At 74.0% G+C, this 21,171-nt stretch carries 20 protein-coding genes and 5 tRNA genes; 8 read left to right on the top strand and 17 right to left on the bottom strand.

Going from position 1 to position 21,171, the window contains the following annotated elements:
- Nucleotides 1–185 precede the first annotated feature (185 nt).
- Both ACF08W_RS13750 and ACF08W_RS13745 read right to left on the bottom strand, forming a co-directional pair.
- Nucleotides 186–257: transfer RNA gene (locus ACF08W_RS13750), tRNA-Val, on the bottom strand.
- A 54-nt stretch (nt 258–311) separates the two neighbouring features.
- Nucleotides 312–812, bottom strand: a complete 501-nt coding sequence (locus ACF08W_RS13745; RefSeq protein WP_392279332.1) for a TIGR02611 family protein — start codon at nt 810–812, stop codon at nt 312–314.
- A 189-nt stretch (nt 813–1,001) separates the two neighbouring features.
- Here ACF08W_RS13745 and ACF08W_RS13740 point away from each other — a divergent pair, with 189 nt between their 5' ends.
- Both ACF08W_RS13740 and ACF08W_RS13735 read left to right on the top strand, forming a co-directional pair.
- Complete coding sequence (locus ACF08W_RS13740; RefSeq protein ID WP_003959770.1) at nt 1,002–1,415, top strand: SsgA family sporulation/cell division regulator; 414 nt, start codon at nt 1,002–1,004, stop codon at nt 1,413–1,415.
- Nucleotides 1,416–1,661: 246 nt separating this feature from the next.
- Nucleotides 1,662–2,249 (top strand): CGNR zinc finger domain-containing protein, encoded by a 588-nt coding sequence (locus ACF08W_RS13735; RefSeq protein WP_352277466.1) that lies wholly within the window; start codon nt 1,662–1,664, stop codon nt 2,247–2,249.
- 24 nt (nt 2,250–2,273) lie between these two features.
- Here ACF08W_RS13735 and ACF08W_RS13730 read toward each other — a convergent pair whose 3' ends face one another.
- The 3 genes from ACF08W_RS13730 to ACF08W_RS13720 all read right to left on the bottom strand — a co-directional run bounded on the left by ACF08W_RS13730 (nt 2,274) and on the right by ACF08W_RS13720 (nt 4,207).
- Nucleotides 2,274–2,429: a hypothetical protein gene (locus tag ACF08W_RS13730; RefSeq protein ID WP_352277468.1), complete on the bottom strand. Its 156-nt coding sequence runs from the start codon at nt 2,427–2,429 to the stop codon at nt 2,274–2,276.
- A gap of 207 nt (nt 2,430–2,636) precedes the next feature.
- Nucleotides 2,637–3,656, bottom strand: coding sequence for a LacI family DNA-binding transcriptional regulator (locus ACF08W_RS13725; protein WP_392279331.1), 1,020 nt, complete (start codon nt 3,654–3,656; stop codon nt 2,637–2,639).
- A 104-nt stretch (nt 3,657–3,760) separates the two neighbouring features.
- Nucleotides 3,761–4,207 (bottom strand): hypothetical protein, encoded by a 447-nt coding sequence (locus tag ACF08W_RS13720; protein WP_352277471.1) that lies wholly within the window; start codon nt 4,205–4,207, stop codon nt 3,761–3,763.
- 212 nt (nt 4,208–4,419) lie between these two features.
- On the opposite strand from ACF08W_RS13720, the gene ACF08W_RS13715 reads away from it, so the two are divergent.
- Nucleotides 4,420–4,935: a DsbA family protein gene (locus tag ACF08W_RS13715; RefSeq protein ID WP_392279330.1), complete on the top strand. Its 516-nt coding sequence runs from the start codon at nt 4,420–4,422 to the stop codon at nt 4,933–4,935.
- Nucleotides 4,936–4,938: 3 nt separating this feature from the next.
- On the opposite strand, the gene ACF08W_RS13710 is transcribed toward ACF08W_RS13715, so the two are convergent.
- The 3 genes from ACF08W_RS13710 to ACF08W_RS13700 are packed head-to-tail and all read right to left on the bottom strand — an operon-like array spanning nt 4,939 to nt 7,673.
- Nucleotides 4,939–5,775, bottom strand: a complete 837-nt coding sequence (locus ACF08W_RS13710; RefSeq protein ID WP_392279329.1) for a GNAT family N-acetyltransferase — start codon at nt 5,773–5,775, stop codon at nt 4,939–4,941.
- A gap of 42 nt (nt 5,776–5,817) precedes the next feature.
- A complete protein-coding gene (locus tag ACF08W_RS13705; protein WP_385210799.1) occupies nt 5,818–6,639 on the bottom strand; it encodes an aminotransferase class IV in 822 nt (273 codons plus the stop codon).
- The gene (locus tag ACF08W_RS13700) at nt 6,639–7,673 is read right to left on the bottom strand and encodes a chorismate-binding protein (protein WP_352277603.1); all 1,035 of its coding nucleotides are present in this window, start codon (nt 7,671–7,673) and stop codon (nt 6,639–6,641) included. Before ACF08W_RS13700 ends, ACF08W_RS13705 begins: the two co-directional genes overlap by 1 nt.
- A gap of 163 nt (nt 7,674–7,836) precedes the next feature.
- On the opposite strand from ACF08W_RS13700, the gene ACF08W_RS13695 reads away from it, so the two are divergent.
- The 4 genes from ACF08W_RS13695 to ACF08W_RS13680 all read left to right on the top strand — a co-directional run bounded on the left by ACF08W_RS13695 (nt 7,837) and on the right by ACF08W_RS13680 (nt 8,187).
- A tRNA-Gly gene (locus tag ACF08W_RS13695) sits at nt 7,837–7,909 on the top strand.
- Between the two features lie 37 nt (nt 7,910–7,946).
- Nucleotides 7,947–8,020: transfer RNA gene (locus ACF08W_RS13690), tRNA-Cys, on the top strand.
- Nucleotide 8,021: 1 nt separating this feature from the next.
- A tRNA-Val gene (locus ACF08W_RS13685) sits at nt 8,022–8,093 on the top strand.
- Between the two features lie 19 nt (nt 8,094–8,112).
- Nucleotides 8,113–8,187: transfer RNA gene (locus ACF08W_RS13680), tRNA-Val, on the top strand.
- Between the two features lie 97 nt (nt 8,188–8,284).
- Here ACF08W_RS13680 and ACF08W_RS13675 read toward each other — a convergent pair.
- The 3 genes from ACF08W_RS13675 to ACF08W_RS13665 form a co-directional block, all read right to left on the bottom strand.
- The gene (locus ACF08W_RS13675) at nt 8,285–8,572 is read right to left on the bottom strand and encodes a zf-TFIIB domain-containing protein (RefSeq protein ID WP_352277477.1); all 288 of its coding nucleotides are present in this window, start codon (nt 8,570–8,572) and stop codon (nt 8,285–8,287) included.
- A 67-nt stretch (nt 8,573–8,639) separates the two neighbouring features.
- The gene (locus ACF08W_RS13670; protein ID WP_392279328.1) at nt 8,640–9,611 is read right to left on the bottom strand and encodes a phosphotransferase family protein; all 972 of its coding nucleotides are present in this window, start codon (nt 9,609–9,611) and stop codon (nt 8,640–8,642) included.
- Nucleotides 9,612–9,870: 259 nt separating this feature from the next.
- Nucleotides 9,871–10,077 (bottom strand): hypothetical protein, encoded by a 207-nt coding sequence (locus tag ACF08W_RS13665; RefSeq protein WP_352277480.1) that lies wholly within the window; start codon nt 10,075–10,077, stop codon nt 9,871–9,873.
- A gap of 595 nt (nt 10,078–10,672) precedes the next feature.
- Here ACF08W_RS13665 and ACF08W_RS13660 point away from each other — a divergent pair.
- Complete coding sequence (locus ACF08W_RS13660; protein ID WP_392279327.1) at nt 10,673–11,980, top strand: serine/threonine-protein kinase; 1,308 nt, start codon at nt 10,673–10,675, stop codon at nt 11,978–11,980.
- Between the two features lie 35 nt (nt 11,981–12,015).
- Here ACF08W_RS13660 and ACF08W_RS13655 read toward each other — a convergent pair whose 3' ends face one another.
- The 6 genes from ACF08W_RS13655 to ACF08W_RS13630 form a co-directional block, all read right to left on the bottom strand.
- Nucleotides 12,016–12,543 (bottom strand): heme-binding protein, encoded by a 528-nt coding sequence (locus ACF08W_RS13655; RefSeq protein WP_392279368.1) that lies wholly within the window; start codon nt 12,541–12,543, stop codon nt 12,016–12,018.
- Nucleotides 12,544–12,797: 254 nt separating this feature from the next.
- The gene (locus ACF08W_RS13650; RefSeq protein WP_385210786.1) at nt 12,798–13,631 is read right to left on the bottom strand and encodes a TrmH family RNA methyltransferase; all 834 of its coding nucleotides are present in this window, start codon (nt 13,629–13,631) and stop codon (nt 12,798–12,800) included.
- An 87-nt stretch (nt 13,632–13,718) separates the two neighbouring features.
- Nucleotides 13,719–14,975: a uroporphyrinogen-III C-methyltransferase gene (gene cobA, locus ACF08W_RS13645; RefSeq protein ID WP_392279326.1), complete on the bottom strand. Its 1,257-nt coding sequence runs from the start codon at nt 14,973–14,975 to the stop codon at nt 13,719–13,721.
- 255 nt (nt 14,976–15,230) lie between these two features.
- Nucleotides 15,231–18,725: a nicotinate-nucleotide--dimethylbenzimidazole phosphoribosyltransferase gene (gene cobT / locus ACF08W_RS13640; RefSeq protein ID WP_392279325.1), complete on the bottom strand. Its 3,495-nt coding sequence runs from the start codon at nt 18,723–18,725 to the stop codon at nt 15,231–15,233.
- 333 nt (nt 18,726–19,058) lie between these two features.
- Entirely contained in the window at nt 19,059–20,288 is a 1,230-nt protein-coding gene (gene cbiE / locus ACF08W_RS13635) for a precorrin-6y C5,15-methyltransferase (decarboxylating) subunit CbiE (protein WP_392279324.1), read from the bottom strand.
- 106 nt (nt 20,289–20,394) lie between these two features.
- Complete coding sequence (locus ACF08W_RS13630; RefSeq protein ID WP_352277490.1) at nt 20,395–21,042, bottom strand: GNAT family N-acetyltransferase; 648 nt, start codon at nt 21,040–21,042, stop codon at nt 20,395–20,397.
- Nucleotides 21,043–21,171 lie beyond the last annotated feature (129 nt).

Genomic DNA, 21,171 nt, shown 5'->3' with positions numbered 1-21,171 from the left:
AGTCATTGCCCGCCCGGGAACCCGGAAGGAAACCTTCCGGGAATTCCCGTATCCCGGAAAACTCCGGAGACCCACCGGACCCCGCGCTCCCGCGGCCCCGCCGGCGGGAAATCCGAGGACCCGCCGGAACCGGAAAACGCAGAGGGCCCGTGAGACTCTGCGGTCTCACGGGCCCTCTGTCCGGGTGGGCGATACTGGGTTCGAACCAGTGACCTCTTCGGTGTGAACGAAGCGCTCTCCCACTGAGCTAATCGCCCGGGTGCGGAGCAAACATTACCCCATGTCAGCGGCGCCCCATGACCACCCCCGGATCACTCGTGGATCTTCCACGGCATCGTGATGCCGAACTTCCAGACGTAGATCCCCACCAGCACCGCGACGATCACCAGACCGACCACGGTCAGGATGATGTTGCGGCGCCTGACCTTGGGGTCGAGCGCCCGCTGGGCGGCCTCGGTGACCTTCCGCCTGGTCCAGCGGAGCACGAGCTGCGCCCAGACGAACTCCGTCGCCCAGATCGCCATGCCCCCGAAGATCACCAGCCAGCCCGGACCGGGCAGCGGCAACATGATGATCCCCGCCACCACCACGGCGAGGCCGATCACGAAGACGCCGACCTGCCAGCTCAGGTGCAGCGGCCTGGAGGCCCGGATGAACCCCGGCGCCCGCGAACCGAGCCCCCGCCCCTCGGGAGCACCCCCCTCGGCCTCTCCAGCCTCTCCGGCCACGCCGCTCTCCGCACCGTTCCCCGTGCCCGGAACGGGCGCCGCGGGAACGGCACCGCCGTCCCGCACGTCACGCTCCGCATTCATGGACCCAATCTACCGGAACGGCCTTCTTCACCGGAATGGCCGCATAACCAAAAGTTACACACCGCTGTACGAGCTACCCGAAGAGACACAAAAAGCCCAGAGGGGTTTACAACGCCACCGTAGGTGGCATGTCGATTTCGCCGACGTGCGAATCCCCGAGCGCACACTGAGCGAAAGGCCCTGGCGCTTATGAACACCACGGTCAGCTGCGAGCTGCACCTGCGCCTCGTTGTGTCGAGCGAGTCATCACTGCCTGTACCCGCGGGCCTGCGGTATGACACGGCCGATCCGTATGCCGTGCACGCCACCTTCCATACCGGAGCGGAGGAAACGGTCGAATGGGTATTCGCCCGCGACCTCCTTGCCGAGGGGCTGCACCGGCCCACCGGCACCGGAGACGTCCGCGTCTGGCCATCCCGTAGCCACGGCCAGGGCGTCGTCTGCATCGCGCTGAGCTCCCCGGAGGGCGAAGCACTGCTCGAAGCCCCGGCAAGGGCCCTGGAGTCGTTCCTGAAGCGGACCGACGCCGCGGTACCACCGGGCACCGAACATCGTCACTTCGATCTCGATACGGAGCTCTCACACATCCTGGCCGAGAGCTGACCAGGCCGAGAGCCGCACGGCGCCGTCCGACTCGGGGAGACGGCGCCGCCCGGAAAACCGCATACGGCTGACACCGGCGCCGTCCTCACGGAATCCACCGTGGTGACGGCGCCGGCGCGTCTCCGTGGCCGGTATCCGCCCCCGCACCGCGCACCGGCCCGCTCGGACCGGGGCGCGTCCCGGCCGAGCCAGTAGAGTCTGCCCGCATCGGCGGACACCCGGCCGCCGGAGGCAGGGAGCGTAAGCGTGCTGATCCCCCACGACACCAGGATCGCCCTCGACACGGTGGTCGAGCTGCTGAACACCGCGCCGGAGAGCGAACCACCGGAGGGCGGGCAGCCGCGGACCGGTCACGGCGAGGGCCTCGCCGACGTCGAGGCGCTGTACGACTTCGCCGGGCGCCACCGCATCAGCGGCGTGGGCGAGCTGGACGAGCGGGATCTGCGGGCCGTCCGGGAGGTACGGACCCGCTTCGCCGAGATCTTCGCGACCGACGACACGAAGACCGCCGCCGAGCTCGTCAACGCGCTCGTCGCCGCCGCCGGCACGACGCCGCAGCTCAGCAATCACGACGGGTACGACTGGCATGTGCACTACTTCGCGCCCGACGCCTCCATCGCCGACCACTTCGCCGCCGACTGCGGCATGGCACTCGCCTTCATCGTCGTGACGGGCGAGCTGGAGCGGCTGCGCCGGTGCGAGGCACCGGACTGCCGGTACGCCTTCGTCGATCTGTCACGGAACCGTTCGCGCCGCTACTGCTCCAGCCGCACCTGCGGCAACCGTCTGCACGTGGCCGCGTACCGGGCGCGCCGCAAGGAGGCGGCCGGCTGACCCCTCATCGCACGGACCGGCCCCTCACAGCATGAAGAGATCGTGCACCGCGGCCATCAGCAGCAGGCTGCCGACGACCGCGAGGAAGATCATCAAAGGGGGCTGGGACAGCGCGAAGAGGCAACCACGAGGCTCTTCGGCGGGGCGTGTGGGGACATCTCCCCGGGTGGTGTCGACCATCTCGGAAAGATCATGACCCACTCCACCCCTATAGACGGCCAATAAGCCCGCTGCCCAAGGGAGTTCACCCTTACCAGGCGCCCCGGATTCGCTCCGGCGTCCGAGTCGTCCACGGGTGTTCGGCGGTCGTTCGACGCCATGCCCGGAATGACCCGGTTCTCGTTGCGTGGCGCTGCGGGCGCCCGCCCCGGCCCTCTCCGTACCGCCTCAGCGCGGTGCCGTACTGGAGGACCGCACCACCAGCTCCGGCTGGAGCACCACCTCGCGGTGCTCATGGCCGCCGCCCTCGCCGTACGCCTCCTCCAGCAGCAGCTCGGCGGCCGTCCGCCCCATCACCGCCGCGGGCCGGCGGACCGAGGTGAGCGGTACGGCCGCGGCGGCGGCGAACTCGATGTCGTCATAGCCGACGAGGGCGATCTCCCCCGGCACGTCGACCCCCGCCGCGTAGAGGGTCTGGAGCACCCCCAGGGCGAGCAGGTCGTTGGCGCAGAACACCGCGGTCGGCCGGGGCACCAGTCCCAGCAGCCGGGCCCCCGCGTCCCGGCCCGCCGCCACGTCCAGCCGGTCGGACGGGATCTCGGTGAGCGCCCCGGGCGGCAGTCCGGCGTCGGCGAGCGCCGCCAGGGCGCCCCGGCGCCGGTCCCTGACCTGCGAGAGGACGTCCGGCCCGCTGACGTACGCCACCGAGCGGTGGCCGGCCGCGAGCAGATGGCCGACGGCCAGGGCACCGCCCCGGACGTCGTCCACGGAGACCGCGCAGATCCCGGGCGCCCCCGCCACCCGGTCCACGAGCACGAAGGGGATCCGGTGGCGGCCGAAGGACTCCAGATTGCGGCCGGTGGCGTCGGCCGGGGTGATCAGGACCCCGCACACCCGCTGTTCGGCGAAGAGCCCGAGGTACTCGGCCTCCTCCGCCGGGCTCTGGTCGCTGTTGCAGACCATGACGCCGAGACCGGCCCGCCGGGCCGCGCGCTCGGCGCCCCGGGCCACGTCCACGAAGAACGGATTGCCCATGTCGAGGACGAGCAGGGCCATGATCCGGCTGCGGCCCGCGCGGAGCTGGCGCGCCGACTCGCTGCGCACGTAGCCCAGTTCCTCGATGGCGGCGAGCACCTTGTCCCGGGTCCGCGGCAGGACCGACTCGGGCCGGTTGATCACGTTGGAGACGGTGCCGACGGAGACTCCGGCCCGCCGCGCCACGTCCTTGATCCCTGCCACGCGCGCCACTCGTCCGCCCCACTGCCGCCTCGGCCGCGCCCGGTCCGCGGCGTGTCCTCATCGTACGGACGGTGTCCGGGCGGCGGATGCCGGGAGCCCCGCGGGGGCCGGGCTCAGATGCCGTGCTTCTTGAGGATGGCCTCGATGTCGCTGAAGTCGTCGCCCGGATCGGCGGAGCGCTGTCGGGCCGCCTCGGGCCGGGCCCGCGAGGCACCCGCTCCCAGGGACGGCGCCGAGGACTCCGGGGCCACGGCCCGGCCCCGCTCCGCCCGCGCGGCCGCCCGGCGTTCCTTGCCGGTGCCGCCGGCCCGGCGCTCGATCGCCCGGGTGGTCATGAACAGCAGCCAGGCCAGCCCCAGCAGCCCGAAGCCGAGCCAGACGGCCGGCTTGAAGGCGATCCCGGCGACCCAGCTCACGACCCCGGTCAGCACCAGCCCGATCGGGACGAGGGAGTAGGCGGCGATCCTCGTCGCGGTGAGGAAACGCTTCCGCCAGGCGGTGACGGCGGCCACGCCCAAACCCGCCGCTGACACCGCGGAGCAGATGGTCTCGGCAAGCATCGGTGCCTCCAGGCGCTGGGGAAACGTCCCTTCCATCCTGCACCGGCGACCGGTACGGCGGCCACGATCGACGGGCGCATCAGGGACATCTCAGGGCCGGGATCCTCCCCAGGTCCCGATTCCGGCGGTGCCGGCCACGCGGAGCGCCGGGGAGGAGGCGGTGGACCGGGTGCCGGTTGGGTGGCTCGCGCGGGCCCTGGGAGACTGGCCGTATGAACGATTCCACCCCCGCGACCCCGATCGTCCTCGACGTCTGGTGCGATCTCCAGTGCCCCGACTGCCACCGCGCCCTCACCGATGTGCACGCCCTGCGGGCCCGGTACGGCGACCGGCTGGACGTACGGTTGCGGCACTTCCCGCTGGAGAAGCACCGGCACGCTCACGCCGCCGCCCAGGCCGCCGAGGAGGCCGCCGCCCAGGGCCGGGACTGGGCGTACGTCGACGCCGTCCTCGCCCGCACCGCCGACCTCGACCGCACCGGTGAGCCGCTGCTGGTCGAGGTGGCGCGGGAACTCGGCCTGGACGCCGAGGAGATGGACACCGCGCTGATCGACGGGCGCCACATGCTGATCGTCGACGCCGACCAGGCCGAGGGCAAGGCGATCGGTGTCACCGGCACCCCGACCTATGTGATCGGCGGCGAGCGACTGGACGGCGGCAAGAGCCAGGACGGGCTGCGCGGCCGGATCGAGGAGATCGCCGACCGGCTGCTCGCCGGGCGGGGCTGAGCCTCAGAGCTCCTTGACCAGGTTGTACTGGGTCGTCCGGTAACCGAGCGACTCGTACAGCCGCAGGGCCGGGGTGTTGGCGGCGAAGACGTGCAGGGCGATCCCGCGGGCGCCCCCGGCCAGCGCGATGCGCTCCGCCTGGAGCATCAGGGCGCGCCCGTGGCCGCGGCCCCGGTGCTGCTCCTCCACCTCGACGCCGTAGACGAACCCGTCCACCCCGCCGTCGTCGTTCCCGAGCAGCGTCACCCACACATGGCCGACGACCGTGGAGCCGTCGACCAGGACGTGCAGGTGGGCGCCCTCGGTGTCGAGGCCGTCCGGGAGGTTGCGGGCGTGGTCGGCCAGGGACTTCTTCATGGCCTGGTCGGCCGGGACGCCCCGGTCGATCCAGGACTGCGCGTACGCGTCGACGGCGACGGCCCGCCATGCCTCGAACTCCGCGGGGGTCATGGGCCGGGCCACGAGTCCCTCGGGGAGTGCGGGTGCGGTGGCGCCGAGTTCCTTGGCCATGTTGCGGCTGCGTTCCGTGTAGCCGAGGGAGGCGGCCAGGCGCCGGACGCCCTCGTTGCCCTCCGGTGCTTCCATGCGGACCCGGCCGCAGCCCCAGCCACGCAGCACCTCCTCGGCGGCGAGGGCGGCGATGGTCCCGCGACCCCGCCGCCGACTCGCCTCGTCGATGGTCAGGGAACTCAGTACACCGGCGGCGGCGCCGAATCCCGCGTCGGTGCCGACGCGGACGGAGCCGATGGCCCGCCCGTTGTCGCACACCTCGTAGTCGCGGCTCTTCGCACCGTCGGTGCCTTGCTGGATCGGCCCGGTCGGCCGGAGGGTGGTGGTCATCAGGGATGTTCTATCCGCCGGCCCCCGGCCCGTCATCCCCTTTTACGGGTCGAGGTCGTCGGCGGCCCGCTCGGCGAAGACCCGCATGGCCTTGGCGGTCACCGGGCCGGGTGTGCCGGGCAGCTCACGGCCGTCGACCCGGTGGACGGCCTGTACGTCGCGCAGCGAGGAGGTCAGGAAGATCTCCTCGGCCCGCTCCAGGACGTCGAGGGGCAGATCTGTCTCCTGGGCGCCCGTCCACTCGACGACCAGCTCGCGGGTGATCCCGGCGAGGCAGCCGGAGGCGAGCGGCGGGGTGTGCAGCTGCCCGTCGAGCACGACGAAGACGTTGGAGCCGGTGCCTTCGCAGAGCCGGCCGGCCGTGTTGGCGAAGAGCGCCTCCGAGGCGCCGTGCTCACGGGCCCGGGCGAGGGCGACGACGTTCTCGGCGTAGGAGGTGCTCTTCAGTCCGGCGAGGGCGCCGCGCTCGTTGCGGGTCCAGGGGACGGTGATCGCGGCGGTGGTGTCCGGCCGACGGGACGCCTCGCCGAGCGCGACGACGAGGGTGGGGCCGAAGGCTCCCCGGTCGGAGCCGAGCGGGGAGAGCCCCCCGGTGCAGGTGATGCGCAGCCTGCCGAGCGGCATCGGGTTGGCCTCGACCACCTCGGCGCAGGCGCGGCGGACCGTGTCGAGGTCGGGCTCGGGCAGGCCGAGGCCACGGGCCGAGCGGACCAGCCGGTCGAGGTGGCGGGTGAGGGCGAAGGGCCTGCCGTCGACGGTCTTGACCGTCTCGAAGATCCCGTCGCCCACGGTGAGCCCGTGGTCCAGCACCGACACCCGGGCGTCCTCGGCGTCACGCAGCGCGCCGTTGACCCATGTCCTCATCACGCGGTCCTTCCGGTCGATTCCTCGGCACCCGACGCTACCGCGAGGAGCCGGGACGCCTTGAGTTCGGTCTCGTCCCATTCGCGTTCCGGGTCGGAGCCCCAGGTGATCCCGGCCCCGGTGCCGAAGCGGAGGAGCGGCGCGGGACCGGTCCGGTCGATCCAGAAGGTGCGTATGCCGACCGCGAGGGACGCGGTGCGGCGGTCGGCGTCGACCCAGCCGATCCCCCCGCAGTAGGGACCGCGCGGGGCGGTCTCCAGCTCCTCGATGATCCGCAGGGCACTGGACTTGGGCGCCCCGGTGACCGATCCGGGCGGGAACGCGGCGGCGAGCAGCTCGGGCCAGCCCGTACCGGCGGCCAGCTCACCGCGCACGGTGGAGACGAGGTGGACCAGTCCGGGGTGCTTCTCGACCACGCAGAGGTCGGGGACGGTGACCGACCCGGTGGCGCAGACCCGGCCCAGGTCGTTGCGGACCAGGTCGACGATCATCACGTTCTCCGCGTGGTCCTTCTCCAGCAGATCGGCCTCGGTACGGCCGGTCCCCTTGATCGGCCCCGACTCGACGGTCCGGCCGTCGCGGCGCAGGAAGAGCTCGGGCGAGGCGGTGGCGATCTCCACGCCGTGCCCGGGGAGCCGAATCGTTCCCGCATAGGGGGCGGGGTTGCCGCGGGCGAGCAGCGCGGTCAGCGCGTCCACGTCGGCGGCGGCCGGGTCGGGCAGCGGCGCGCTCAGCACCCGGCAGAGGTTGGCCTGGTAGACCTCGCCCGTCGCGATGTACGCGCGGATCCGCCGTACGCCCTCGACGTACCCGGCGCGGTCCAGGGACGAGCTCCAGTCACCGGCGGCCGGGCCCCGCCAGGCGCCGGGCACCGGGGCGGGCACCTCCGCCCGGCGCACGGAGCCGAAGCGGGCGCAGACGAGACGGCCCTCGAAGTCGGCGGACACGGCCCAGAAGCCGGTCGAGTCGAGGGCTGCGGGGTCACTGGTCACGTCCCGCAGATCGGAGGCGTGGAGGCCGTCGAAGCGGGCCATCGGAGCAAGGTCGTGCACGTCGTCGAGTCTAGGACGGCCCCCGACGACCCGCCCCGGCGTGGACGCACCTCAGCACGCTGCGCAAACGCGTTTTTGTACTGGCCCAGGAATCCGCTAGAGTTCAACACGTCGCCGGGACGCGCAAGCGGACCGGGAAAGACAAGCGGACGTAGCTCAGTTGGTAGAGCGCAACCTTGCCAAGGTTGAGGTCGCCAGTTCGAACCTGGTCGTCCGCTCGCATAAGGTGGGGGATCTTCCCGAACCCCCGCTCCTGGTGGAGTGGCCGAGAGGCGAGGCAACGGCCTGCAAAGCCGTCTACACGGGTTCAAATCCCGTCTCCACCTCCAAGGACGATTAGCTCAGCGGGAGAGCGCTTCCCTGACACGGAAGAGGTCACTGGTTCAATCCCAGTATCGTCCACTGGTCCGCAAGGATCCCCGCGCGATTAGCTCAGCGGGAGAGCGCTTCCCTGACACGGAAGAGGTCACTGGTTCAATCCCAGTATCGCGCACCAGTGAGAGCCCCGGTCGTTCCGACGACCGGGGCTCTTTCGTGTTCGGGACACGCCTTCTGCCGGTCCGCGGTGAGTCGGCCACCGCGGACCGGTCCGGTCAGGACGAGAAGAGCATGCGACCGAAGCTCTTGTGGCGGTAGTGACCACCGTGGTGGCCGCCGTGGTACTGCGGAGGGGCGCCCCAGGCGGGCTGCTGGGGCGCCGGGTAGGCCTGCGGGGCGGGCGGTGCGGGCGGGGCCTGCTGCGTCCACTGCGCCTCGATCCGGGTGAGGGTCTCCAGCTCGCCGTAGTCGAGGAAGATCCCCCGGCAGCCGCTGCACTGCTCGATCTGTATGCCGTTGCGGTTGTACGTGTGCATCTGCGCGTGGCACTTGGGACACTGCATGACCGGGTTCACTCCTCGCGTCGGGTCTCCACCGGCGGGCAGCGTGCCCGTCGGCGGTCGGACCAGCCTACGACGGGTGGTCGGTGCCCAACTCGGGCGGGAGGGAAGCGATTCGGGCGCAGGCGTCGACCATCGCCTGTTCGACCTCGTCCGGAGTCCGGCCCTCCGCGGCGGACTTGGCCAGGGCCAGTGCGGCGGTCTGCACGCTCAGTGCCCGGGCCGGTACGTCCAGCTCCGGCCACGGGTCTCCCCCGGGGCGCACCGCGGGGCCGCCCGCCGCCCGGTAGCCGTCGAGGAAGCGGTGCCAGACGTCGGGCGGCAGGATTCCGGCCGCGTACCAGGCGGCGGGCCGGGCGAGGTCCCAGGCGGGGTCACCGAGACCGGCGTCGTCGATGTCGATGAGCCGCCAGGGGCCGTGCGGGGCCGGGTGGCGGACGAGCTGGCCGAGGTGGAGGTCGCCGTGGCACAGGAAGCGGCCGCGGTGCGCGGGCGAGGCGGCTTCGCCCCGGGCCCAGGGCGGCAGCCGGTGCCAGGCGGCGAGGACCGGGGCGGCCGCCGGATCGGCCGGGCGGGCGGCGCGCATCCGGGCCACCGCCCGCGCCACCTTGGCGGGGCCGCGCATCGGAGGAAGGGCGAGGCCGGGCGGGGCGGGGGTCCGGTGCAGGACAGCCAGCAGCGCGGCGGCCTCCGCCCAGGGGGCGGCGTCGGGATCGTCCGGGTCGACCGGGTCGCCGTGCGGCCACAGGGTGACGGGGCGGTCGTGAAGCGGGGCGGGCAGGGCCGCGGGCCGGGGTTCCAGAGGGGCGAGGAGGACCCCGGACAGACGGGGGTCGGAGGCGAGGGCCATCCGGCCGGTCAGCCCGGGGCCGTCCGTGCCGGGGGCGTGGGCCTTGGCGACGACGGGGCCGCTGCGGACCACCGTGCCGTCCGCGCGGTCGGCGAGCACCAGCGGGGGCGGGCAGGCGCAGGGCTCCTCGGGGTGCGCGTGCGCGGCCCGGTGGGCGACGGCGCCGAGCGCGCGTACGACTGCGGTGGTCACGGTCTCCCCCGATGGCGGACGGTGCGGCCCGGTCCGTGCCGGGTCCGCCGACGAGCGTACGCGGGGCGTGGAGCGGCAGGGCGTTCCCGGTGGACCCGCCGTCGCTCGCGTGCGGGGCGCGGACGGGCCCGGACAGCGCGATGTCCGGTCAGCTCCCCAGCTGACCGGACAAACGCTGCCGCCCGACGCACCCCCGTCCCCACGGGGCTGTTGGCCGGATGTCCCGGTCCGGACCGCTCTTCCGGACCCGGGGCGCCGCTCAGCGCCCCAGCATCACGCCCACGGACGACGCCTGTGTGACCACTGCGTCCCAGCCGCCGAAGACGACCACGAGCAGGGCCGCCAGGGGAAGAACCATCGCCGTCGCCACCAGCGGGTGACGCGTGCCGGCCGCGGGCCGGACGGCGAGCGGGGCGCGCGCCCCGCGTGCCGCGCGGATGGTGGTCCGTGCCGCCGTGTCCGCCATGGTTCCTCTCCTGACTCGTTGGGGAGCGGCGGGCGTGTGACCTCGGGGAACGAGTTTCTGTACCCACCGCTCGCGTCCCACACTAGGGAAGCGCGGCGGCGGGGGCGTCATGCCCGCGTACCGATTGCCGGGCCTACGAGAGGATGAGCCCCGGCCCGTCGGCGTACTCCCCTGGGTGGAGACCGGTACGGCCGGGCCGGGGGAGATCCCGGAGGGGTACGGCGAACTCGGCGGGGTGCCCGAACCGTTGGCCGGTGGGACGGGTGCGGTGGCCGTGATGTCACTCACCCTTCCGCCGCCCGTACGGCGCCGGCCCGCCCCGGTGCGGTGCACGCGGAGGCGCCGGACGGTGGGGCGGGGATTCCGGCGGCGCGTGCGGGGTGGGGTGTCGGGGCGCCAACCACCGTGTGCCGCCGCCTCCTTGGGCCCGCACCGTGCCGGGGCCCCGGCGCGGTGGCCGTCGTACGCCCTGTCAGCGGCCGGGCCGGGTACCGACAATCGATCGGCGGGCGAGGGCGCGGCCTCTGAGCGCCCCGGGCGCCGGGTACGTAAGCTGTGCCTCGTCAGGCGGACCAGGCAGCGGGGATGGGCAGACATGGCGATGATGCGGCTCCGGCGCGAGGACCCGCGTGTCGTCGGTTCGTTCAGGCTGCACCGGCGGCTCGGGGCGGGCGGCATGGGTGTCGTCTACCTGGGTTCGGACCGGCGGGGCCAGCGGGTGGCGCTGAAGGTGATCCGCCCGGACCTGGCGGAGGACCAGGAGTTCCGCTCCCGCTTCGCGCGCGAGGTGTCCGCCGCCCGGCGGATCCGGGGCGGCTGCACGGCGCGGCTGGTGGCGGCGGACCTGGAGGCGGACCGGCCGTGGTTCGCCACGCAGTACGTTCCGGGGCCCTCGTTGCACGACAAGGTGGCCGAGGAGGGTCCGCTGTCGGCGGCCGAGGTGGCCGCGATCGGGGCCGCTCTCTCGGAGGGCCTGGTGGCGGTGCACGAGGCGGGGGTGGTCCACCGCGACCTGAAGCCGTCGAACATCCTCCTCTCCCCCAAGGGCCCGCGGATCATCGACTTCGGGATCGCCTGGGCCACCGGGGCCTCCACCCTGACCCATGTCGGTACGGCGGTGGGTTCGCCGGGGTTCCTCGCGCCCGAGCAGGTGCGGGGCGCTGCCGTGACCCCGGCGACCGACGTGTTCGCGCTGGGGGCCACGCTGGCGTACGCGGCCACGGCGGACTCGCCGTTCGGGCACGGCAGTTCCGAGGTGATGCTGTACCGCGTCGTGCACGAGGAGCCCCATCTGCACGAGGTGCACGACGCGCTCGCGCCGCTGGTGCGGGCCTGTCTGGCGAAGGACCCCGAGGAGCGGCCGAGCACGCTGCAACTCTCCATGCGGCTCAAGGAGATCGCGGCGCGCGAGGCCCAGGGGCTGCACGAGAGCCGGCCCCCGGCGCAGCGTTCGGCGCGGGAGCTGGACCGGCCGACCGGCCGGATGGACGGCCCGTACACCGAACAGCAGACGCGCCGGTCGGCGCCGCCCGCCTCCCGCCCGCAGAAGCAGAAGCAGCCGCTGTCGCAGGGGGGCCGGCCCGGCCCGTCGTCGCGGGCCGGTGCTCCCCGGACCGGCGGTTCGCGCCCGCCCCGCCCGCGCGACACCACCCGGTCGGGGCGGCGTCCGCAGGGCACGGCCGGGGCGAACGGCCGCCCGGGGCCGCGGACCGGGAACCGTCCCACGTCGTCGGGGCTGCGCCCGGCCAATCCGCGGCTGCTGCGCCAGCGGCTCTTCGTCTTCGTCGTGGTGACGCTGCTGGTGGCGCTCGGTATCGCGGTGGCCCAGGGCTGCCAGGGACCGGCCCGGGGCATGGGCGTCGCCCCGTCCGGCAACGGGACGACGCACAGCCTGCGTCAGTAGAGGCCCCGCGGCCCCGGGGTCGCTTCCTCCGCCCACTACTCGCCCAGCGCGGCGACGCCGGCCTGGGCGAACTTCTCGTCGAGGTCGCCGGACGGGGCTCCGGCGACGCCGATGGCGGCGATCGGGGCGCCCTCGGTGGTGACCGGGGCACCACCGGCGAGGAAGAGGGTGCCCGGGATGTCCTTCAGGGTGGGGGCGTTGGCCAGGCGCTTGGCCAGCTCGGAGGTCGGGGCGTTCCAGGAGACGGCGGTGTACGCCTTCTTCACCGCCGACTCGTACGCCTGCGGGCCCGCACCGTCGCCGCGCAGGGTCAGGATCGTGTTCCCGTTCCGGTCCACGACGGCGACCGAGACCCGCTGGTTCTCCTTCTTCGCCGCGTCCAGCGTCGCCTGCGCGGCCCTCGACGCCGCCTCCAGCGTCAGATGCGTGCTCTGCTGGAGGTTGCCGTCCACCGCGTCGGCGACGACGGCGGCGGTCTCGGCGGACCCGGCGTTGGCGTTGACCACGGCGAATGTGCCGAGGGCGACGGCGCCGGCCACCGTGCCGCCGATGACGACGCGCATCCGCGTCGAGGTCTTCCTGGCGTGCTTCACTGCGGTCACTGGCCTCACTCCTGCTTCTGGGTGCGGGGTGCGGCTCCGTCCGCCCGGCGATCCGGCGTCCGAACCCGCCGGCTCCTGCCGTCCCGTTCTGATCAAGAGTGCGGCCGGGGGGTCCCCCGCCCCGTCGACGTACCGGCTCCTCGTGGCGGGCGGACCGGCCGACCCCGGGGTCGGCCGATCGGTTGACCCCGGGGCGGGAAAGGTGCGTTCCGGGGTCAGGCGGCGGACGGCCGGGTGGCGTAGAAGGCGACGGCGGAGGCGGCGGCCACGTTGAGGGAGTCGACGCCCGCGTCCATCGGGATGCGGACGTGCTCGTCGACCGCGGCGAGGGTTCCGGGGGCGAGGCCCGCGCCTTCCGTGCCGAAGACCAGCGCGAGCCGCTCGTGGTCGCGGGCGGCGAGCTCGTCGAGGGTGATCGCCCGTTCGCTCAGGCAGAGGGCGGCGAGCGTGAAGTCCGCGGCGCGCAGCACCTCGACGTCCCTGGGCCAGGAGTCCAGGCGGGTCCACGGCACCTGGAAGACACCGCCCATCGAGACCTTCACGGATCGCCGGTAGAGGGGGTCGGCGCAGCGCGGGGTGAGGAGCACCGCGTCGATGCCGAGGGCCGCCGCGTTGCGGAAGGCGGCGCCCAGGTTGGCGTGGTCGACGATGTCCTCGAAGACGGCGACGCGCCGGACCGTGCGGTCGTCGCCGTCCGTCCCGGTCAGCAGCGCGTCGACGGTCGGCAGGGGCTTGCGCTGCATCGAGGCGAGGGCGCCGCGGTGGACGTGGTAGCCGGTGACGCGCTCGGCGAGCTCGGGGCTGACCGCGTAGACCGGGGCCGGGACCTCGTCGATGACGTCCCGCATCAGGTCGACCCACTTCGCCGAGAGCAGCATCGAGCGCATCTCGTACCCGGCGTGCCTGGCCCGTCTGATCACCTTCTCGCCCTCGGCGATGAAGAGGCCCTCCGCGGGTTCCCGCCTGCGGCGGAGTTCGACGTCGGTGAGTCCGGTGTAGTCGCTCAGGCGGGGGTCGTCGGGGTCGTCGACGGTGATGAGATCAGCCACGGGTTCGATACTGCCTTGTCCGGTGTGCGGTGCCAACGGCTCGGGAGAAGTTCTGTTACCGCTGGTTACTCTGAGGGGCGCGGGTGGTCACTCGGCAGGGAGCGGGGCGGTGTCGGCGCCGACCGCGACGACGTCGCCGATGACGATGACGGCCGGGGGGCGTACGTCCTCGGCGGCGGCCCGTTCGGCCGCGGTCGCGAGGGTGGCGTCGACGCGGCGCTGGGCGGCCGTGGTGCCTTCCTGGACGAGGGCGACCGGTGTCCGCGGGGACTTTCCGTGCTCTATCAGGGCCTTCGCGATGGGGCCGATCTTGTCGACGGCCATCAGCAGGACCAGGGTGCCGCGGAGCCGGGCGAGCGCCGCCCAGTCGACCAGTGAGCGCGGGTCGTCGGGGGCGACATGGCCGCTGACGACGGTGAACTCGTGGGCGACGCCGCGGTGGGTGACGGGGATTCCGGCGGCGCCGGGCACGGAGATCGAGCTGGAGATGCCGGGGACGACGGTGCAGGCGATGCCCTCGGCGGCGAGCGCCTGCGCCTCCTCCATGCCCCGGCCGAAGACGAACGGGTCGCCGCCCTTGAGCCGTACGACGGCCTTGCCGGCCCTGGCGTGCTCGATGAGCGCCTGGTTGATCGCCTCCTGGGCCATGAAGCGGCCGTACGGGATCTTCGCCGCGTCGATCACCTCGACGTGCGGCGGCAGTTCGTCGAGGAGGTCGCGCGGGCCGAGCCGGTCGGCGATGACGACGTCGGCCTCGGCGAGCAGCCGGCGGCCGCGCACGGTGATCAGGTCGGGGTCGCCGGGGCCGCCGCCGACCAGGGAGACGCCGGGGACGGACCGGGCGCGGTGGTGGGGGGCGGCGATCCTGCCGTCGCGGAGCCCCTCGACGATGGCGTCGCGGACGGCGGCGGAGTGGCGCGGGTCGCGGCCCCGGGCGTCGGTGGAGAGGACGGCGACGGTGACGCCCTCGCTGCGGCCGGTGGCCGGCGTCCAGGCGGTGGCGACGTCGGCGTCGTCGCTCCGTACGCACCAGGTGCGGGTGCGCTCGGCCTCGACGGAGGCGGCCTCGTTGGCCGTGTCGTCGTCGGAGGCGACGAGCGCGTACCAGGTGTCGGCGAGGTCGCCGTCCCGGTAGCGGCGGCGCTCCCAGCGGATCTCCCCGGCGTCGGCCATCGCCTCGACGGACGGGGTCGCGGACGGCGATACGAGGGTGATGTCGGCGCCCGCCGCGATGAGTGCCGGGAGGCGGCGCTGCGCGACCTGGCCGCCGCCGATGACGACGACGCGGCGCCCGCTCAGGCGGAGACCGACGGGGTACGCGGGGTGATCGGCGTGCTCGGCCATGACGGTGCGGACTCCTCGTGCGATGCGGGATGCGGGCCGCTGCGACGGTGGAGCGGCGGTGACGTGCGGTTTTGTGGAGCGTGAGGCCACGATACGGGGTGCGCCGGTCCACGGGACGGGAGGGCCGGGCGGCCCCCGACGGCCGTCCGGCCCGGACCGGACGCCGTGGGGCGTACGGTCCGGGCCGGGTGCGGCGGTCCCGGTCGCGGTGCGTCGCTTCCGGTTGGCGGTTCGTTACTTCCGGTTGGCGGTTCGTTACTTCTCGGTGACGCCGGCCGAATCGAAGGTCGCCACCTCGTGCATCGCCCGTGCGGCGCTCTGCACGATCGGCAGGGCCAGCAGCGCGCCGGTGCCCTCGCCGAGGCGGAGGTCGAGGTCGACCAGCGGACGCAGGCCCAGCTTGTTGAGCGCGGCGACATGGCCGGGCTCGGCGCTGCGGTGGCCCGCGATGCAGGCGGACAGGGCCTCGGGGGCGATCGCCCGCGCGACCAGGGCCGCCGCGCCCGCGCTGACGCCGTCGAGGATCACCGGCGTACGGAGCGACGCGCCACCGAGCAGGAACCCGGCCATCGCGGCGTGCTCCAGGCCGCCGACCGCGGCCAGCACCCCGATCGGGTCGGCCGGGTCGGGCTGGTGGAGGTCGAGGGCGCGGCGGACCACGTCGACCTTGCGGGCGTGCATCTCGTCGTTGATGCCGGTGCCTCGCCCGGTCACCTCGGCCGGGTCCATGCCGGTGTAGACGCTGATCAGCGCGGCCGACGCGGTGGTGTTGGCGATGCCCATCTCACCGGTGAGCAGGCCCTTGTTGCCGGCCGCGACCAGGTCGCGCGCGGTCTCGATACCGACCTCGATCGCGGCGAGGACCTCTTCGCGGGTGAGCGCGGGGCCGGTCGTGAAGTCGGCCGTTCCGGCACGGACCTTGCGAGGCAGCAGGCCGGGCGTCGCGGGCAACTCCATCGCCACGCCGACGTCGACCACGCAGACCTCGGCGCCGACCTGGGAGGCGAAGGCGTTGCAGACCGCGCCGCCGCCCAGGAAGTTGGCGACCATCTGGCCGGTGACCTCCTGCGGCCAGGCCGTGACGCCCTGGGCGTGCACCCCGTGGTCGCCCGCGAAGATCGCGACGGCCGCGGGCTCGGGGATCGGCGGCGGGCAGACGCGGGAGAGCCCGGAAAGCTGCGCGGAGATGATCTCCAGCATGCCGAGCGCCCCGGCCGGCTTGGTCATCCGCTTCTGGCGCTCCCACGCCTCGCCGAGCGCCTTGGCGTCCAGCGGGCGGATGTTGGCGATGGTCTCCTGGAGCAGGTCGTGCGGCTCCTCGCCGGGCAGGGCGCGGCGGCCGTACGTCTCCTCGTGGACGACCCAGGACAGCGGGCGCCGCTTGGACCAGCCCGCCTGCATCAGCTCGGGCTCCTCGGGGAACTCGTCGACGTAACCGACGCAGAGATACGCGACGACCTCGAGGTGTTCGGGCAGGCCCAGGGCGCGGACCATCTCCCGCTCGTCGAAGAAGCTGACCCAGCCGACGCCGAGCCCCTCGGCGCGGGCGGCGAGCCAGAGGTTCTCGACGGCGAGCGCGGAGGAGTACGGGGCCATCTGCGGCTGGGTGTGCCGGCCGAGGGTGTGGCGGCCGCCCCGGGTGGGGTCGGCGGTGACGACGATGTTCACCGGGGTGTCGAGGATGGCCTCGATCTTCAGTTCCTTGAACTGCTTGGCCCGGCCCTTGGGCAGCGACTTGGCGTAGGCGTCGCGCTGGCGCTGGGCCAGTTCGTGCATGGAGCGGCGGGTCTCCGCGGAACGGATGACGACGAAGTCCCAGGGCTGGGAGTGGCCGACGCTGGGCGCGGTGTGCGCGGCTTCGAGGACGCGGAGCAGGACCTCGTGCGGGATGGGGTCGCTGCGGAAGCCGTTACGGATGTCACGGCGCTCGCGCATGACCCGGAGCACCGCCTCGCGCTCGGCGTCGTCGTAGCCGGGGGCGGGCGGACCGGCGGGGGCCTCGGGCTCCGCGGACTCCTCGGGCTCCGCGACCGCGGGCTCCTCGGGCCGGGCTTCCGGCTGTACGGAGGCGGCGGGCGCGGCGGGCGCGGCCTCGGGCTCGGGCTGCTCGGCGGGGGCCGGTTCCGGCTCCTCGGCGGGACCGGCCGCTTCCGCGTCGCCCGTGCCGGGCGCGGCGGCGGCTTCCGGGGCGTCCGGGATCTCGACGGCCACCGGTTCCGGCCCGGCCGCGACCGGTGCCTCGGGCGCGGGAGCGGGTACGGGGGCCGGTTCCGGGGCTCCGGCGGGGGCGGCCTCCGCAACGGGCTCGACGGGCTCGGCGACCGTGACGGGCTCGACGGCCTCCGGCTGGGCGGGCCGCACGGGCTCCATGACGAACGGAACACGCTCGGGCTCGGGCTCGGGCTCAGCGGTCTCCGAAGCCACGGAAACCTCGGGGGTCTCGGAAGCCTCGGGGGTCTCGGGAACCGAGGGGGTCTCCGGAGCCACGGGAGCGGGCACGGCCTCGGCCTCCACCTCGACGGCCGGTTCCTCGACGAGCTCCTCCACGGCCTCGGGGGCGGGGTGCGGATCCATGGCCACCGGACCGTCCACGGGCACGGCCTGCTCCGCGGGAACGGGCTCGGCGATGTCCTGGGCCACCACGGCCTCGGCAGGCGCCTCGGCGACCGCCTCGTCCACCACCGGCTCCGGCTCCACCGCCTGAGCGACCGGAGCGACGGGAGCAACCGGTACGGCCTCGGCGGCCATCGGCTCGGTCACCACGGGCTCGACGACCGGGGCCTCGGCCTGCGGCTCCGCCACCGGAGCGGGCTCGACCTCCGCCGGGGCCGGTTCGGCCACCGCTTCGGCCACCGCCTCCACGACCGGTTCGGCCACGGGCTGTGCCACGGCCTCCACCGTCTCGGCGGCCGGCTCCGGGGCGACCGGCTCCGCCACGGTCGGTACGGCCTCCGGCTGCGGTGCCGGGGTCTCGGCCACGGCAGGCGCCTGGGCCGCCCACGGGGTGCCGCCCTGCGGCACGAACTCCCCCGGCTGCGGCAGCTGCGAGGCATCCTCGACCGGTGCCTCGAAGTACTCCGGGCCCGGGGCGACCGGCGCCGGGGCGGCCGGGGCCTGGGCGACCGGGGCCTGGGCACGGACACGGGTACGCGCCCTCGGGGCGCCCGCGGGCCCCCGGTCGGCGAGCGAGCGCACCACACCACCGGTCGGCGTACCGCCGTACGTCGGCGATCCGTCCGCCGCGACCGGGCCGCGGTGCAGCGGCCGGCGCGCCGGTGCCTGCGGCGGGACCTGGGCCGCCGGAGCGGGGGCCGGGGCGGGGGCGGGCTCCGGCATGCGTACGCCGCTCAGGTCGACCGAGCCGGAGTCACGGCCGCCGGACTCGTGGGTGCCCTGGCCCGGCACCGGCAGCGGCTCCGCGACCGGCTGCGCTTCCGCGGCCTGCGCCGCGGCCTGCTCCGGCGCGGGAACGGGCTCCTGGGCGAGGGGCTCGCCGGCCGGCTGCGCGTAGGGCTGTGCCACGGGCGGGGCCTGGGCGGCGACGCCCTCGGGGTACACCGGGGCCGGGACGGGCTGCGGGTCGCTCCATCCGCCCTGGGGGCTCGGCATCAGGAGAACGTCGTCGTCCTCGACGACATGCTCGGAGGGAGCGAGGTAGGCGTACGCCTCCGGGGCGGCGACGCCCGGCTGCTCCACCGTGCCTGCGTTCTCCGGCAGTCCCTCACCCGGGATCTGGCCGGTGTCACTCATGCGTACCCCTCGCCCATTCGTCAGTCTTCTTCGGCCCTTCGCCCGGGACGCCCGAACACGGCGGGCCGGTGCTCGTCAACAAGAACGAGCGGGCTCGCCGCGCGGCACGAAACGGTCGCGGACATACTGCATTCTCGCGGCCATTCGCCGCCGCGGCAGCCCATTTCGCCACGGCCCGCTGTGGACTGCGCCACGTCGCGCGTCCCCCGGTTCCGCCGTACCACAGCCGGAACCAAAACAGTCCCCTTTTCCGGACATTGACGAACGAAGCGACGAACGTCCGGGCGCGGTACAACAATCCGCCAGCCTACCTCGCGCCGCGCACCGCCCGGCTCAGAGGTCCGGGCGCAGGTCCGAGCGCAGGCCCGAGAGGAGGAACACGACCGCGCGTTCCCGTTCCGACCAGGCGGTCGTGTCGAGTTCGACGGACTGGAGCAGTGAGCAGCGGACGGTGTAGCCGTTCGCGGCGAGGGCGGCGCCGAGCGCCTCGGCCTCGTCCCGCGTCGAGGCGTGGGTCACGACGCGTTCCGGGCGCCGGTCGGTGACGGCGGTGACGACGGGCACCCCGCCGCCCCCGATCCGTACGATGTCCGGTTCCGGCAGCCGCTCCAGCACATGGGGTGCCCGGCCCTCGACGACCTGGAGCTGTACGCCGTGGGCCCGGGCGGCGGCCGCGGTGCGGGCGCAGGCCGCGGGGTCGCTGTCGACCGCCAGGACCGCCGCGCCGAAGCGCGCCGCCTCCACGGCCAGGGCGCCGCCGCCGGAGCCGATGTCCCAGAGGAGGTCGCCGGTGCGGGGGCCGAGGCGGGCCAACTGGGCGGCGCGCAGCCCGGGGGCCCCGCCCTCGCCGTCCCCCGCGCCGTCCGGGTACGCCTCGGCGGGCAGCGCCCAGCCGCGTACACCGTGCGGGTGGCCGGGGTGGCGGCCGGAGATCCAGGCACCGGTGGCCGGGGGTTCGGAGCCGCCGCCGAGGACGATCACGACGTTGGGGTCGCGCCAGACGTGGTCGGCGGCCTTGTCGGAGGCGACGACGGTGACCTGCTCGCGGGCGGTGCCGAGTTCCTCGCAGATGACGAAGGTGCGGTGGACGCCTTCGAGGAGCAGGGCCAGTTCGGCGGGGCCGGCGCCGGGCGAGGTGAGGACGGCGACCTTGTGGTGGGCGCGGCAGACGTTGACGGCGCGGCGCAGGGTGCGGGGGTGGGCGACGACCGTGCGGGCGTCCTCCCACGGCATGCCGGCGCGGGCGAACGCGGCGGCGACGGAGGACACGGCCGGGACGACCTCGACCTCCAGCCCGTGCTCGGGGGCGCGGAGGGTGCGGACGACGCCGAAGTAGCCGGGGTCGCCGTCGGCGAGCACCACGGCGCTGCCCCGGTGGCCGGCGATCCGGCGGGCGGCGAGGTCGATGGAGCCCAGGCGGATGCGTTCGGCGTTCGCCGGGACCTCGGGGAGTTCGAGGTGGTGGGCGGCTCCGGCGACGAGCGTGGCGGCCGAGAGGGCTGCCGCGGCCGCTTCCGTCAGGGGCGAGCCGTCCCAGCCGATCACGGTGACCCGATCGGCCATGTGTCGTCAGTCTCCTGGAGTCGTCGCAGGCGGGGTGGTGGTGAGGGGTGGGCAGGGTGACATTACCCGGTCCGTACCGGCTTGGCGCCCCGGGCCCTTCGGAGGGTCAGTTCCAGTCGTTGTAGCTGCCGTAGCCGCTTGCGTCGGCGAGCTGCTCGGCCACGCCTTCGAGGTCCTCGGGAAGCAGTCCCCAGACGATGAGGTCGGTCCTGATGTCGGTCCAGCCGCCGTCGGTGCCGTTGTCGGTCCGGCTCCGCGCTATGCGTGCGTTGCGCAGGACGCCCTCGCTGATGCAGCCGAGCTTCTGGGCGACCTGCTGGGCGGCGGTGTTGTCGGCCGCGGTGCGCAGTTCGAGGCGTTCGAAGCCCTGGTCGCGGAAGAGCCACTGGGCCACCGCCAGCATGGCCTCGGTGGCGTATCCCTCGCCCCGGGCCCAGGGGGCGGTGATGTAGGAGCCCTCGGTGGCGAGGGTGCGCCAGTCGGTGCGGTGGAGCCGGACCGAGCCGACGAGCCGCTGGGTGAGGAACTCGGTGACGGCGAGCACGATGCCGTCGCCCGCGGTGCGCCGGGCGGGGGCGATCCTGCGGACCCACCGTTCGGCGTCGATCCGGGTGTAGGGGTGGGGGGCGTCGGTCCAGGCGGTGACCATCTCGTCGTTCATCATCTCGATGTACGCGGGGAGGTCCACCATGTCGAAGGGGCGCAGCACCAACCGGTCCGTGCTGATGGAGATGTCCGGAAAGGTGGAAGTCATGCGCAGCTCCATGCCGAAGACCGTTAAAGGCACAGCATGCAGCATCGGCCCGGTGTCGCGCATGGTCGGGTCGGAACGCCGGAGCCCCGCGCCTCCCTGGTGGGGTGCGCGGGGCTCGTCGGGCAAGTG

It is taken from the genome of Streptomyces sp. NPDC015144, from assembly GCF_043079735.1.
Lineage (GTDB): Bacteria > Actinomycetota > Actinomycetes > Streptomycetales > Streptomycetaceae > Streptomyces.
The sequence above is the reverse complement of the archived record's forward strand: the minus strand, read 5'-3'. Positions and strand labels throughout refer to the sequence as shown.